The sequence below is a fragment of the Butyrivibrio hungatei genome (assembly GCF_900101605.1).
In the GTDB taxonomy this organism is placed as follows: domain Bacteria; phylum Bacillota; class Clostridia; order Lachnospirales; family Lachnospiraceae; genus Butyrivibrio; species Butyrivibrio hungatei_B.
This window is the reverse complement of sequence record NZ_FMUR01000003.1, coordinates 100,555-113,973: the sequence shown is the minus strand read 5'-3', so window position 1 is coordinate 113,973 and position 13,419 is coordinate 100,555. Positions and strand designations below refer to the sequence as shown.

The 13,419-nt window shown below is 40.7% G+C and carries 14 protein-coding genes; 12 read left to right on the top strand and 2 right to left on the bottom strand.

Features of this window, described 5'->3' with window-relative positions; genetic code table 11:
- Window positions 1-15 precede the first annotated feature (15 nt).
- The 5 genes from recN to rlmD all read left to right on the top strand — a co-directional run bounded on the left by recN (window position 16) and on the right by rlmD (window position 6,622).
- Entirely contained in the window at window positions 16-1,728 is a 1,713-nt protein-coding gene (recN, locus tag BLP87_RS00530; RefSeq protein WP_074460982.1) for a DNA repair protein RecN, read from the top strand.
- Complete coding sequence (locus BLP87_RS00525) at window positions 1,728-2,372, top strand: DUF1836 domain-containing protein (protein ID WP_074460981.1); 645 nt, start codon at window positions 1,728-1,730, stop codon at window positions 2,370-2,372. The genes recN and BLP87_RS00525 overlap by 1 nt, the downstream gene beginning before the upstream one ends.
- A 14-nt stretch (window positions 2,373-2,386) precedes the next feature.
- Window positions 2,387-4,822 (top strand): ATP-dependent helicase, encoded by a 2,436-nt coding sequence (locus BLP87_RS00520; RefSeq protein WP_074460980.1) that lies wholly within the window; start codon window positions 2,387-2,389, stop codon window positions 4,820-4,822.
- Between the two features lie 126 nt (window positions 4,823-4,948).
- Entirely contained in the window at window positions 4,949-5,215 is a 267-nt protein-coding gene (locus BLP87_RS00515) for a hypothetical protein (RefSeq protein ID WP_051625188.1), read from the top strand.
- A 9-nt stretch (window positions 5,216-5,224) separates the two neighbouring features.
- Window positions 5,225-6,622 carry a 23S rRNA (uracil(1939)-C(5))-methyltransferase RlmD gene (rlmD, locus tag BLP87_RS00510; protein ID WP_074460979.1) on the top strand — a complete coding sequence of 466 codons (1,398 nt, stop codon included), beginning with the start codon at window positions 5,225-5,227 and terminating at the stop codon, window positions 6,620-6,622.
- An 85-nt stretch (window positions 6,623-6,707) separates the two neighbouring features.
- On the opposite strand, the gene BLP87_RS00505 is transcribed toward rlmD, so the two are convergent.
- Entirely contained in the window at window positions 6,708-7,061 is a 354-nt protein-coding gene (locus BLP87_RS00505; protein WP_027208258.1) for a helix-turn-helix domain-containing protein, read from the bottom strand.
- Window positions 7,062-7,185: 124 nt separating this feature from the next.
- Between BLP87_RS00505 and BLP87_RS00500 the strand changes: the two genes are divergently transcribed.
- From BLP87_RS00500 to BLP87_RS00480, 5 genes are all read left to right on the top strand, one after another.
- Window positions 7,186-7,377: a hypothetical protein gene (locus BLP87_RS00500; protein WP_026655152.1), complete on the top strand. Its 192-nt coding sequence runs from the start codon at window positions 7,186-7,188 to the stop codon at window positions 7,375-7,377.
- A gap of 225 nt (window positions 7,378-7,602) precedes the next feature.
- Window positions 7,603-8,142 (top strand): type III toxin-antitoxin system ToxN/AbiQ family toxin, encoded by a 540-nt coding sequence (locus tag BLP87_RS00495; protein ID WP_027208260.1) that lies wholly within the window; start codon window positions 7,603-7,605, stop codon window positions 8,140-8,142.
- Complete coding sequence (locus tag BLP87_RS00490; RefSeq protein WP_074460978.1) at window positions 8,126-8,338, top strand: hypothetical protein; 213 nt, start codon at window positions 8,126-8,128, stop codon at window positions 8,336-8,338. Before BLP87_RS00495 ends, BLP87_RS00490 begins: the two co-directional genes overlap by 17 nt.
- Before the next feature lie 10 nt (window positions 8,339-8,348).
- Entirely contained in the window at window positions 8,349-8,870 is a 522-nt protein-coding gene (locus BLP87_RS00485) for a metallophosphoesterase (RefSeq protein WP_074460977.1), read from the top strand.
- Window positions 8,871-9,005: 135 nt separating this feature from the next.
- The gene (locus BLP87_RS00480; protein WP_074460976.1) at window positions 9,006-10,358 is read left to right on the top strand and encodes an MATE family efflux transporter; all 1,353 of its coding nucleotides are present in this window, start codon (window positions 9,006-9,008) and stop codon (window positions 10,356-10,358) included.
- Here BLP87_RS00480 and BLP87_RS00475 read toward each other — a convergent pair.
- Window positions 10,351-10,728 carry a metal-dependent transcriptional regulator gene (locus BLP87_RS00475; protein ID WP_074460975.1) on the bottom strand — a complete coding sequence of 126 codons (378 nt, stop codon included), beginning with the start codon at window positions 10,726-10,728 and terminating at the stop codon, window positions 10,351-10,353. The two genes, BLP87_RS00480 and BLP87_RS00475, sit on opposite strands and share 8 nt — an antisense overlap.
- Before the next feature lie 378 nt (window positions 10,729-11,106).
- Here BLP87_RS00475 and BLP87_RS00470 point away from each other — a divergent pair, with 378 nt between their 5' ends.
- Complete coding sequence (locus BLP87_RS00470) at window positions 11,107-11,319, top strand: FeoA family protein (protein WP_074460974.1); 213 nt, start codon at window positions 11,107-11,109, stop codon at window positions 11,317-11,319.
- 87 nt (window positions 11,320-11,406) lie between these two features.
- The gene (gene feoB, locus BLP87_RS00465; protein WP_074460973.1) at window positions 11,407-13,398 is read left to right on the top strand and encodes a ferrous iron transport protein B; all 1,992 of its coding nucleotides are present in this window, start codon (window positions 11,407-11,409) and stop codon (window positions 13,396-13,398) included.
- The last annotated feature ends 21 nt before the right edge of the window (window positions 13,399-13,419 follow it).

Sequence of the window (13,419 nt, the reverse complement as noted above, 5' to 3'; positions counted from 1 at the left end):
ACAGAGTGGGGAAATATGTTATATAGTTTACATGTAAAAAATCTTGCCCTTATCAAAGAACAGGAAATCGAATTTTCCAAGGGGCTTAATATTCTGACCGGAGAGACGGGTGCAGGTAAGTCTGTTGTCATCGGATCGGTAAATCTTGCTCTTGGTGCAAAAGCAGATCCTTCACTTATAAGGACGGGTGAAGAATATGCTCTTGTTGAGCTGGTATTTGGCGTTGAGAACGATCTTCAGAGGAAGATGCTGGAAGATCTTGAAATCCCTGTGGAGGAAGACGGAACTCTTGTTATCCAGAGGAAAGTCATGCAGGGAAGGAGCGTTTCCAAAGTATCGGGCGAAACGGTCACAGCAAAACAGCTCAAGGACATTTCAAATATTCTTATAAACATTCACGGACAGAACGATCATCAGGAACTTCTTTACAAAAAAAAACATATAGAGATACTCGATAATTACTGCATGGACGATCTTGGAGGACTTTTTGAGCGTCTTTCAGGCGAGTATGCCAAAATGAAGGATCTTGAGAAGAAGCTTTCCGAGACCGATATCGATGAGAATACAAGACTTCGCGAGACCGAACTTCTTGAGTACGAGGTAAAAGAAATATCGGATGCTGAGCCTGTTATCGGAGAGGATGAACAGCTTGAAGTCTCATACAGAAAAATGGTGAACGGACGAAAAATCTCCGAAGCTGCCAATACGGCTCTTAATCTTACGGGATCGGGAGAAATGGAAGAGAGTGCTTCCGATGCGGTTGGAAGAGCGGTAAGAGAACTTACATCGGTTGCATCATATGACAGCGAGATTGAAGGTCTTTTGTCCCAGATATCTGATGTTGAGAATCTTCTTGCCGACTTTAATCATGCGCTTTCGGGATATATCGACAGCCTTGAATTTGATGATGAGGAGTTTAGGACCACGGAAGATAGGTTAAATACGCTTAATCATCTGAAGGATAAGTACGGCGGAAGTATTGAGCAGGTACTTAAGAGCCTTGAGGAAAAGGAAGAGAGGCTTAAAGCGATATCCGATCTTGATGCGCACAGAGACAGGCTTAGAAAAGATTATGAAGACTGCCTTGCGGGGGTAAAAGATCTTTGCAAGAAGATATCGGATGTTAGAAGGAAAGGAGCACAGAGCCTTCAGGAAAAGCTGAAGGATGCGCTTATTGACCTTAATTTCCTCGATGTGCAGTTTGAAATTAAAATAGACAGCAGTGATGATAAGATCACTTCAAAGGGATATGACGAAGCGCAGTTTATGATATCTACCAATCCCGGAGAGGCGCTCAGACCCCTTGATCAGATAGCAAGCGGCGGTGAGCTTTCAAGGATCATGCTTGCGCTTAAGACTGTCGTTGCAGACAGGGATGATATAAGTACGCTTATATTCGATGAGATAGATGCCGGTATAAGCGGAAGAACGGCATGGAAAGTATCGCAAAAGCTCGGCGAACTTTCCGCAAATCATCAGATAATCTGTATCACCCATCTTCCGCAGATCGCAGCAATGGCCGACACACATTATATGATAGAGAAGGGGCTTGACGGAGGAAGGACGGTAACGTCTATTTATGCTCTTTCCGAAAAGCTCTCAGAGAAGGAACTTGGAAGGCTTCTCGGCGGTGATGAGCTTACGGAGGCAACTCTTTTAAATGCCCGTGAAATGAAACAGATGGCTCTTGATAGAAAAAAACAGATTAAGGACATGAGGAATACATAATGACTATCGATAATGACGATCTCTTAAACAGTGTGATAGCATCGCTTGGCAGGATAAATGCCATTTCGCTGGATGATATCCCCAATATAGACCTGTATATGGATCAGCTCACCACTTTTATGGATGAGCGGCTTAAGAGGTCAACACGTCATCCCGACACTGATAAGATACTCACAAAGACAATGATAAATAATTATGCGAAGAATGATCTTTTACCTCCTCCGATAAGGAAGAAGTATTCAAAAGACCATATTATTCTGCTTATTTTTATATATTACCTTAAGAATATCTTATCAATAAGCGATATACAGACTTTGCTTGAACCATTAAAAGAGAGATTTCATGTAAGTGACGATGAACTTAATCTGGGCGGTATTTACGAGCGGGCTTTTGAGCTTCAGGAAGGCGAACTTGAGCCTGTTGTTGAGGATCTTAAGAGGAAGTACGAAAAATCACTTAAAACATTTGAAGACACGGGTCTTTCGGAGGATGAAAAGAAAAGAATGCAGATGTTTTCTTTTATCATTCTCCTTTCCTATGATGTTTATGTAAAGAAGCTTCTTATCGAGAAAATAATAGACAATACTATGGAAAAAGAAGCTGGTGATAAGGAAAAGCCTGCAAAGGAAAAGAAAAAGAAGTAAGGATTTATTTATAGATGGGAATATACGATACACTTAATTCACAGCAAAAGAAGGCTGTTCTACAGACTGACGGCCCCGTGCTCATTCTTGCGGGAGCGGGATCGGGTAAGACAAGGGTTCTGACTCACAGAGTTGCTTATCTTATTGATGAATGCGGCGTAAATCCGTGGAATATCATGGCTATTACGTTTACGAATAAGGCAGCAGGCGAGATGAGAGAAAGAGTCGACAAGATAGTCGGCTTTGGCGCGGAGAGCATCTGGGTTTCGACTTTCCACTCAAGCTGTGTGAAGATACTCAGAAGATATGCGGACAGAATAGGATTTGGTAATAACTTTACCATCTATGATACGGATGATTCCAAGAGTCTTATGAAGGATATCTGTAAGAAGTATCAACTTGAGACTACCCAGCTTAAGCTTAAGAGAATCATGGGCAGCATATCTACATGTAAGGACAATCTTGTAACACCCGAAGAATATGCTCTAAATACGCAGAATGACTTTATCAAGGTAAGGATATCCAAAGCATATACGGAGTATCAAAATGCTCTTAAAAAGAACAATGCGATGGATTTTGACGATCTTATCATGAAGACTGTCGAGCTCTTTAAGACAAATCCGGATGTTCTTGACAGCTATCAGGAGCGCTTTAAGTATATAATGGTCGATGAGTACCAGGATACTAATAATGCCCAGTTTGAGCTTATACGTGTTCTTGCGGACAAATACAGAAATCTTTGCGTCGTAGGTGATGACGATCAGAGTATCTATCGTTTCAGAGGTGCCAATATCAGAAATATCCTTGATTTTGAGAAGGTTTACAAGGATGCTGTTGTTATTAAACTTGAGCAGAATTACAGATCGACTCAGCAGATCCTTGATGCCGCAAATGCCGTTATAAAAAATAACGGAGGACGTAAGGATAAAGCTCTTTGGACCGAGGAAAAAGACGGCGAGATCGTCAAATTAAAGCATTTTGATACGGCTTATGATGAAGCTCAGTTCATCGCAAGCGATATCGGAAAGCTTAAAAGAAACGGCAAATTAAGATACAGTGATACTGCGATCCTTTACAGGACGAATGCCCAGTCACGACTTATAGAAGAGCGGTTTGTGGTAGAAGGAATCCCTTACGATATCGTAGGCGGTACAAATTTCTATTCAAGACGCGAGATAAAGGATCTTTTGGCATATCTTAAGACAATCGACAACGGTCTTGATGATGTTGCGGTTAAAAGAATCATAAACGTGCCAAAGAGAGGAATCGGACAGACTACCGTTGACTATGTTCAGGCATATGCCGATGAGAGGCAGATAAGCTTCTATGATGCTCTTTGCGAAGCAGATCAGATCGTGGCTGTTTCAAGAAGCGTAAGTAAGTTGAGCGATTTCGTTACAATGATAAGGGCGTTCAGGACCAAGATGAAGAGTTACTCTCTTGAGGAGCTTTTGAAGGATGTCATTGATGTTACGGGATATTTGGAGTTTTTGAAGACTTTGGATGATGATGACAACGAAGATAACGATAGAGCGCAGAACGTTGACGAGCTTATTTCCAAGATTGCCGCCTATGAGGAAAATATGGAGGAAGAGGAGCCGACTCTTTCGGGATTCTTGGAAGAGGTTGCTCTTGTTGCGGACATAGACAGAATTGGCGAGGACAATGAGAAAGTTCTTCTTATGACTCTTCACAGTGCCAAGGGACTTGAGTTTGAGCACGTATATCTTGCCGGAATGGAAGAGGGAGTTTTCCCTTCATATATGGCACTTGCTACCGAGGATGCGGATCCTGAGGGTATCGAGGAAGAGAGAAGACTTTGCTATGTTGGAATTACAAGAGCCAAGAGGCATTTGACACTCACTGCCGCAAAGCGAAGGATGGTACGCGGAGAGACGCAGTTTAACCGCCTTAGCAGATTCGTTTCGGAGATTCCGTATACTATGATCGAGAGATCGGATACCGAGAGTAAGCCTGCGTTTCTTTTTGATGACGGCGATACGATCGATGATTATGAGAGTGTTGAAGATACTTTCGGAAGTTCAAATTCGGGAATTAAGTCGTCTTATGCAAAGGGATTCGGTGCTGGTTCCAATGTTAATGCCAAGAGCGTTGCGGGAAGATCGGAACTTGCAAATACATACAGGATAAAGGCAGTACCCAAGCCGCCCAAGAAAGAAAAGAGGGCTGTTCCGTCAGAAAAGCCTTATATTGCTTCTGCGGCCAAGACCTACGCAAGAGGTTCGCTTGCGGGACTTTCAAAGGGAATGCCTACAGCGGGCGGAAAGCCTGATTATATCGTGGGCGATAAGGTAAGCCATATAAAGTACGGGATCGGAGTTGTTACTTCGCTTGAGCAGGGACCGAGAGATTACAAGGTTACCGTAAACTTTGATGAATGCGGTCAGAAGATTATGTATGCGGCATTTGCCAAGCTGAAGAAAATCTAAATAAGGTGTGGTATACTGAATGATATAGGGTATAAAAGTCAATAATACGTACATGCTTGCATGTTAAGTATTTTGGCTTTGATACGTATATCATATACTATTTTTTCTATGAGAAAGGGGTCACATATGGAAGTAAAATCTAAGATTGACGATATTATTGAAATGACACGAATTAACGAACTTCTCGATAAGAGAGCGGCTGCAAATGCAAAGAAGCCTTCCAACGTGATTCTGTGGGTGCTTGCGGTTATAGGATCCGTATCTGCTGTTGCGATAATTGCTTATATGGTTTATCGCTACATGACACCGGCTTACGAAGATGATTTCTATGATGATGATTTTGATGATTTCGACGATGATTTCGATGATGAAGAATTTATGAGAGAAAGCTAAGAACAAGCCGTGAAGAAAAAAGAAGTTATATCAGGAACAGTTAAAAGAGTGGAATTCCCTAATAAGGGAATAATTGAAACTTCTGAGGGAAAGGTCGTTGTTAAGGGCGTCCTTCCCGATCAGAAGGTGTCTGTACAAATTCAAAAAGTGAGAAAGGACAGGGCTGAAGGAAGGCTTCTTGAAGTTCTGGAAGAATCTCCGGACTATACCGAAAGCCCCTGCATTCATTTTGGTAAATGCGGAGGCTGTAGTTATCTTACAATGCCTTATGTAAAGCAGCTTGGACTTAAGGAACAGCAGGTAAGAAGTATACTTAAACCTGCCATTGAGAGGCAGAGTTCCAAGGTTACATGGGAAGGCATAAAAACAAGCCCTGTAAAATTTGCATACAGAAATAAGATGGAGTTCAGTTTCGGCGATGAGATTGTCGGAGGACCTCTTTGTCTTGGTATGCACAAAAAAGGAAGCTTTTATGATATCGTGACCGTCTCCGGTTGCCGTATCGTAGATGACGATTACAAGGCTATTCTAAGCGCGACACTTGATTATTTCACTCCCATGTATGAGAGGAAAGAAATATCTTTTTACCACAGAATGAAGCAGGAAGGGTATCTCAGACACCTGCTTGTAAGGCGTGCTGTAAAGACGGGCGATATTCTGGTTGACCTTATAACAACGACAAAAGAAGAGCATGATCTTGAGGGCTTTAAGGATGCACTTCTTAATCTGAGTCTGAGCGGCAGGATTGTCGGAATTCTCCATACAAAGAATGACAGTCTTGCGGATGCGGTCATTGATGAAGGAACCGAGATCCTGTTTGGACAGGACTATTTCTATGAATATCTTTTGGGACTTAAATTCAAGATCAGTCCTTTTTCATTCTTCCAGACGAACAGCCTGAGCGCAGAAGTGCTGTATAAGACTGTCCGCGGATATATCAAGAGTCTGTACGATCAGGGCAAGATCGGAAATGACGGGGTAATATTCGATCTTTATTCGGGAACTGGTACTATTGCTCAGCTTCTTGCGCCTGTTGCCAACAAGGTTATCGGTGTTGAGATAGTTGAGGAAGCTGTTGAAGCCGCCAAAGAGAACGCAAAGCTCAATCATCTGGATAATTGCCATTTCATCGCAGGTGATGTGCTCAAAGTCCTTGATGAGATTGAAGAAAAGCCCGATCTTATTATTCTCGATCCGCCCCGCGACGGAATCAATCCTAAGGCACTCACCAAGATTATCGGCTACGGCGTGCCATATATTATTTACGTTTCGTGCAAGCCTACAAGCCTTGCACGAGACCTTGAGATACTTCAGGAGAATGGATACGTCATGACCAGGGCTGTCGCTCACGATCAATTCCCCTGGACAAGCCATGTTGAGACTGTCTGCTTGCTTACAAAAATATAGTTGACTAGAATATATACCGCAGGTTATGTAACATGGAGCGGGTTGCTCGTTCTTTTTCTTTTTAAAGTGTTCGGATATGAACACTTTATTTTTTTTGTTTGGAATTAAGCTTTTGAGCATAAGCCAATAAATGTTTCTGGGTTGCAGAATTGTAAGTTGAAAGGGTTTTTATTAGTTCAAATAATTCAGGAGCTTCTTTTTTACTAATCATGATAAAATCAGGTTTCATGTCTTCAGATTCACCTGTTAAATAAGCTACGGAAGTACCTAAAACTCTGGCTATTACTTCGACAGTCTGAGGCGAAGGTGTTCTGTCACCATATTCGTATCTGCAATATCCAATCTTAGAAAGATTCAGTCTTCTGGCAGCTTCTGCCATAGATATTCCAAGGCTTTCTCTTGCTGATTTTAATCGTTCAGGTATAAGTTGATTTGTCATATTTGTATCCTCTTAGTTATTGACGGTAACCGATGGATAATATACAATAGTATCCATTGGATAGTATAACGTATCTTGTTATGTTAGGCAAATTTTCTGTGTCCCATAGAGCTGGGAGGAACTGATGCGAAAAATAGAGCTTTTTAAGACTAGAGTAGTATTGTGCTGTCATGTACCAGGAATTGATTTTTATATATCACAAACAGAAGTAATAAAGCTTCTTAATCTAAATATGTATAGAGATGTGATTTTGATTGAGGGTGACATACCTTTTGATAGCATAAAATATGTTACTGATAGTGAATTTGATAACTAAAGAAGCTGCTTAATATTTTTATTATAATTTTAAAACATGGTCTTAATAGAGTATATGTGCATTTAATTGACTTTTGAGATGCTGATGCTATAATACAATTAATCGGGAGAGCTCCTGCCATATAAGTGGAGAAGTTTAAACTCGGGTGAGTCCCTACCATATAAGTGGGAAAGCTTAAACTCTAAGAGGACTGTTGTTGCAGTCCTCTTATTTTTGTGAGGTAATATGGACAATTTTAAGATTTATAGTGTGACGGATGAGTATATAGATTATTTGAGAATAATAGAACCAAACGTATATTCAAATAAAGTGGAGAATAGGATTCATACAAGAAAATATATAGGAACAGTTCTAGAGATGAATGGTTATAAGTATTTTGTGCCAATGTCATCGCCAAAGGATACTGATTATCAGATGGCTGGTGGAAATAGGGTAATAAGGAAGAGCATTGTTCCGATAATCCGTATGATTGAAAAGAATAATGGTGTCAGGGAATTAAAGGGGACTTTAAGGATTAGTCATATGATTCCTGTTCCTGAGAGTGAACTAATTTTGTATGACCTTGAAAATGAAGAAGATAAGGATTATAAGGCACTAGTTCAGGCTGAAGCAATATTTATACGTAAGAATGCTTCAAAAATTACTAATAATGCAAGACTTTTGTATAAACAAAAAGCTGCTAATGAAGAAGTTGGCTACGTTAAAACTGCTTTGGATTTTAAAAAGCTGGAAGAGATATGTAAAGATTATGAAAAGAATTTATGAGAGGAATATTGATGCTTTCAGAAAAGAAATGTATACGCAGGTTGTAGGGCATACTCCTGTTGATAAGATATATGAGGAAAATGGATTCATCTCGACAGATGTGTTTTCTACTTATCGGGACGGAAGGCAAATTGGCGAATCTGCGATGGTAGTGATTGATTCGGTATCGAGGGAGTTTGAGAAGATAGAAGTGTAAAGGGGCGCCAATGATATATTTTACAAGTGATTTACATATGGGGCATAAAGGCATCATAACCATGCAGAACAGACCTTTTGAATCTGTAGAAGATATGAACTGGATACTACTTACAAACTACAATGCAGTTGTCGGTAAGGATGATACTGTCTATATTCTAGGAGATATTTGCCACCATATGAGTGTCGATCAAGCCAACAGTGTTATAGCTAGAATGAAGGGCAAGAAATATCTTATAAATGGGAATCATGATAAAAAATATGATCCAGCATTATTTGAAGACATAAAAGATTTCATGACGGTTTCACTTAATGGAAGATATTTCGCACTTATGCATTATCCTATGCTGTCATGGCCCAAGAAAAACAGCGGAAGTATTCAGCTACATGGGCACATACATGCGAGAATGGATTATAACGAGCAGAACAGGAACGAAGGTGTGCTCAGGTATGATGTCGGAGTGGATGCAAATAACTTTTATCCTGTGTCGGTGAAACAGATTATTGAGTTCTTTGAAATGTCACGAAAATAATATAGTAATCGTGATAATATGAACTTTATAAGAATCTTGGCAGTGAGAATACCAAAAATTACGCCAAGAAAAAAGAAATATCAAAGTGGGCGAAAGCTTATAAGAAGAACAAATATAAATGAAGGCAGGAGAGTTATGACAAAAGACAAAGACTTGACAAAAGGCAGACCGTTTAATCTTATTTTTTCGTTCGCGGCGTCCATGATGCTCGGAAATGTTTTTCAGCAACTATATACAGTTGTTGACAGCATCATTATCGGGAAAAAGATAGGTCCGATGGGCTTGGCGGCAATCGGAGGAACCGATTGGCTGATATTTTTGGTGAATGGATTTTTGATCGGGCTTATTCAGGGATTCTCGGTACTTTTGGGAAATAAGTATGGTGAAAAAAATGAGAAGGCTTTTAAGCATTACTATAAAAAGGCACGCCTTATCTGTATTGTCATAGCCATAGCTTTTGTCATTGTTTTGACCGCGGGTTCGGGAGTTCTGCTTTCGGTTATCGGAACAAAGGATGAAGTATTTGATAATGCCAAAACATATGTAGATATTATCTTTATGGGAATTCCGTTTTTGGTTTTCTATCAGTTTTTTGCAGCAACTCTCAGAAGCTGCGGAAACAGCCGGATTCCGCTTGCGGCAATGACGGTATCATCACTTTGCAATATTGTTTTTGATTATGTTTTTATTTGCGTGATCAAGCTTGGGATAGCGGGAGCTGCGCTTGGAACCGTTATGTCGGAATGCGTCGTAATGATCATTTGCGGATATCACTTACATAAAAATCATACCGTAACTTTCGGGGAACAGAAAGAAGCGGAAAAAGAAGAAGTGTTTGAGGAAGGTGGCACATATAAAAAGCTGCTCACAGTGGGACTTCCGATGGCTTTGCAGAGTGTTATTACCGCAGTCGGTGGCCTGATCGTAATAAGCAATGTCAACAGATATGATATTGATTTTTTGACCGGATATACGATCGCAGGGAAAATATATGCCCTGTTGGAGATAGCGGCATCGTCTTATGGAATGGCTGTTGTTGCGTATGTTTCGCAGAACTATGGTGCCAAAAAGTTTACCAGGATCAGGCAGGGCGTAAGAGTCAGCCTGCTTCTCGGTGTTGCCACGGCTTTGGTATGTTCATTCATTATGATATTTTTTGGGGAAAAGAGTATGCATCTTTTTGTTGATGCAGAAAATATTTCACAAAGAGTATTTGAATATGGAAAAGAATATTTGCTAATCCTGGGACTTTTTTATCCGCTTCTGTATATACTCTACATTGTGAGGGCATCACTGCAGGGAATTGGTAATACCCTGATTCCGATGATATCGAGTATGGGACAGCTTGTGATGAGAGTTTCCTGCGCGATTGTTTTGACAAAAGTGATAGGATGCAGCGGGATTTATTATGGAGAGATCGGAGCATGGATGATGGCTGATATAATTCTTATCGCAACATACATCCATGAAATCCGACGTTCTAATTAGTGTCGCAGTGTTTTGCCATATGGATCTTGATTGCTTCGAAGGATTCGTCGCTGATGTAATGCTCAATACGACACGCATCTTCCGTGGCAATCTTTTCATCCACGCCAAGGTCGACAAAAAGCTTTGTGAGGACAGTGTGTCTTTCATAGATACGTTTTGCAAGAATAGTTCCTGCTTCTGTCAGTTTAACAAAGCCATACTCGTCAATTTTGACAAGGCCTTCGTCTTTTAACAGGTGCATGGCACGGCTGACAGATGGTCTTGAATAGCCTAATTCCTCACCTATATCTACAGATCTGACATTTGTATGTGTTTTTGAAAGAACATAAATTGTTTCGAGATACATCTCGCCTGATTCTTGTAACGCCATCGTTTATTCACCTACTTTCTATGCTTTTAAGGATACTACAAGAATGAATTGAACACAACTGATTTGATAAAAAAATTTATATGGGGTTGACAGAATAGTTAGCAGGTGCTAACATAAACATCGTTAGATAACCTAACACGTGACATACATAGTCATAAGAAATCTCCTACCTGAAAAGCCGCATCTTGCCAATGCGGCTTTTTTCTTCGCTTGTGCTCTTTCAAAAGGGTGTTTATACGTGTAAAAAAAGCGTAAAATACCATAAAATTTCGGTTCGGCTATTGACAATAATTCTTAATAAGAATATTCTATGGTAGGGAAGTTAGCAGTGACTAATTACAGTTGACTGCTACTAACCTGTTTTTATAGGAGGCATATATGACACTTAATAATGCAGAACTCGGCAAAGAGTATTTGATCAATGATGTTAATACAGATGGGGATGATGAGATGAAGAGCTTTTTATTCTCACTTGGATGCTATAGCGGAGAGAAGATTACTGTTGTGAACAAAAAGCGCAATCTGGTAGTCGCTATTAAGGATGCCAGATATAATATCGATCCTGAGTTGGCGGATGCTATCAATATTTGATACATTTGACGGACTATTCGGATTTTTGATATAGATGAAAAAAGATTTTGACATCTGTATCGTTATTAGCTTTTTGGAGGAACTGAAATGAGAATCGCACTGGCGGGAAACCCCAACAGCGGAAAGACGACAATGTTTAACGCTTTGACGGGAAGAAGCGAGAAAATAGGCAACTGGGCAGGGGTTACTGTTGATAAGAAAGAAAGTGTTATTAAGAGAAACTACTATGACGGTGACAAGGAACTTATAGCCGTCGATCTACCCGGCGCATATTCCATGTCGCCGTTTACTTCTGAAGAGAGTGTCACGAGTGTTTATGTAAAAAATGAACATCCCGATGTGATCATCAATATAGTTGATTCAACAAACTTAAGCAGAAGCCTTTTCTTTACAACACAGCTTTTGGAACTGGGAATCCCTGTTGTTGTAGCACTTAATAAGAATGATGCCAGTGATAAAAAAGGTAACGGAATAGACGAAAAACTTTTATCGGAAAAACTCGGATGTCCTGTAATAAAGACGATAGCGACTTCGGAAACGGGGCTTAAAGAAGTTATCAAAACCGCGATGTCACTAGCGGGTGCAGAGCAGAAGGAGCCTTACAGCCAGGGAGATGTCAATCTTGATGATAAGGCAGCAGTTGAAGCCGCGGACAGAGAGCGTTTTGAATTCGTAAATAATATAGTAAATGAAGTCGAGAGTCGCAGTGACAATTCGAAAGAGTGTAGTTTCACCGATGCGATAGACAATGTCATCTTGCATCCGGCAATAGGCATACTTATTTTTGCCGTGATCATGTGGTTTGTATTTTATATATCACAGACAACGCTCGGAACGTGGCTTGCAGACATTCTTGCAGGACTTATAGATGATTTTAAGGGTGTGGTCGGAGAAGCGATGGCAGATGCAGATCCGCTTCTTTATGCACTTATCGTGGATGGCATCATTGGTGGTGTCGGAGCGGTGGTTGGATTCCTTCCGCTTGTAATGGTAATGTATTTTCTTATCGCACTTCTTGAAGATTGCGGATATATGGCAAGAGCAACGGTAGTTCTCGATCCTATATTCAAAAAGGTAGGTCTTTCCGGAAAGTCGGCAATTCCTATGATAATCGGCACTGGATGCGGTATTCCTGCTGTTATGGCGTGTCGTACTATCAGAAATGAGAGAGAAAGACGTGCCACAGCAATGCTTGCAACATTTATGCCGTGCGGAGCAAAGCTTCCTGTTATAGCACTTTTTGCGGGAGCTTTTTTCCCTAAATCAAAGTGGGTCAGCTTTATATGCTATATCGGAGGTATTTTGCTTATCCTTCTTGGTGCGCTGATCATCAGGGCAATCACGACAACGAAGCATAGGAAGAGCTTTTTTATCATCGAACTTCCGGACTACAAAGTTCCAAGTCTTGTATTTGCGCTTAAGTCAATGCTTGAAAGAGGTAAGTCATACATTATAAAGGCGGGTACCGTTATACTTGTTTGTAATACTGCGGTTCAGATCATGCAGACCTTTAACTTCAGGTTGCAGCCTGTAGAAGAGGGTATGGAAAACACTTCGATTCTTGCGGGGATTGCAGGACCGTTTGCATATATTCTGTTTCCTGTTGTCGGCATCATAAGCTGGCAGCTTGCGGCAGCGGCTATTTCAGGTTTTATTGCAAAAGAAAATGTCGTAGGTACCATTGCCACTGTATTTGCGGTTTCTAATCTCATAGACACGGAAGAGCTTGAGCTTATAGGTGAAGGCAATGCGGTTGCTGCAGTGATGGGAATAACAAGAGTTGCGGCGCTTGCATTTTTGATGTTTAATCTTTATACACCGCCTTGTTTTGCGGCTCTCGGAGCGATGAATTCCGAGATGAAGTCAAAAAAGTGGTTCTGGGGAGCGATATGTTTTCAGCTTGCGACTGGATTTACGGTAGGATTTTCGGTATATCAGCTCGGAACTCTTTTTACAACAGGGAAAGTCGGTGAAGGATTCATTTACGGACTGATCGCGATCGCGGCATTTGCGGGAATTATAATTTATCTGATAAAGAGAAATAAAAAAGAAATGCCGGTTGAATTTAGAATCGGATAAGGAATATATTTTTTGGAGATA

What these genes read in the sequence shown, in the direction of transcription:
- BLP87_RS00490 (WP_074460978.1), top strand. Translation starts at nt 8,126, where the DNA reads ATGAAAAGAATTTATGAGAGGAATATTGATGCTTTCAGAAAAGAAATG.
- BLP87_RS00515 (WP_051625188.1), top strand. Translation starts at nt 4,949, where the DNA reads ATGGAAGTAAAATCTAAGATTGACGATATTATTGAAATGACACGAATT.
- BLP87_RS00505 (WP_027208258.1), bottom strand. Translation starts at nt 7,061, where the DNA reads ATGACAAATCAACTTATACCTGAACGATTAAAATCAGCAAGAGAAAGC.
- recN (WP_074460982.1), top strand. Translation starts at nt 16, where the DNA reads ATGTTATATAGTTTACATGTAAAAAATCTTGCCCTTATCAAAGAACAG.
- BLP87_RS00495 (WP_027208260.1), top strand. Translation starts at nt 7,603, where the DNA reads ATGGACAATTTTAAGATTTATAGTGTGACGGATGAGTATATAGATTAT.
- feoB (WP_074460973.1), top strand. Translation starts at nt 11,407, where the DNA reads ATGAGAATCGCACTGGCGGGAAACCCCAACAGCGGAAAGACGACAATG.
- BLP87_RS00520 (WP_074460980.1), top strand. Translation starts at nt 2,387, where the DNA reads ATGGGAATATACGATACACTTAATTCACAGCAAAAGAAGGCTGTTCTA.
- BLP87_RS00525 (WP_074460981.1), top strand. Translation starts at nt 1,728, where the DNA reads ATGACTATCGATAATGACGATCTCTTAAACAGTGTGATAGCATCGCTT.
- BLP87_RS00500 (WP_026655152.1), top strand. Translation starts at nt 7,186, where the DNA reads ATGCGAAAAATAGAGCTTTTTAAGACTAGAGTAGTATTGTGCTGTCAT.
- BLP87_RS00475 (WP_074460975.1), bottom strand. Translation starts at nt 10,728, where the DNA reads ATGGCGTTACAAGAATCAGGCGAGATGTATCTCGAAACAATTTATGTT.
- BLP87_RS00480 (WP_074460976.1), top strand. Translation starts at nt 9,006, where the DNA reads ATGACAAAAGACAAAGACTTGACAAAAGGCAGACCGTTTAATCTTATT.
- BLP87_RS00485 (WP_074460977.1), top strand. Translation starts at nt 8,349, where the DNA reads ATGATATATTTTACAAGTGATTTACATATGGGGCATAAAGGCATCATA.
- BLP87_RS00470 (WP_074460974.1), top strand. Translation starts at nt 11,107, where the DNA reads ATGACACTTAATAATGCAGAACTCGGCAAAGAGTATTTGATCAATGAT.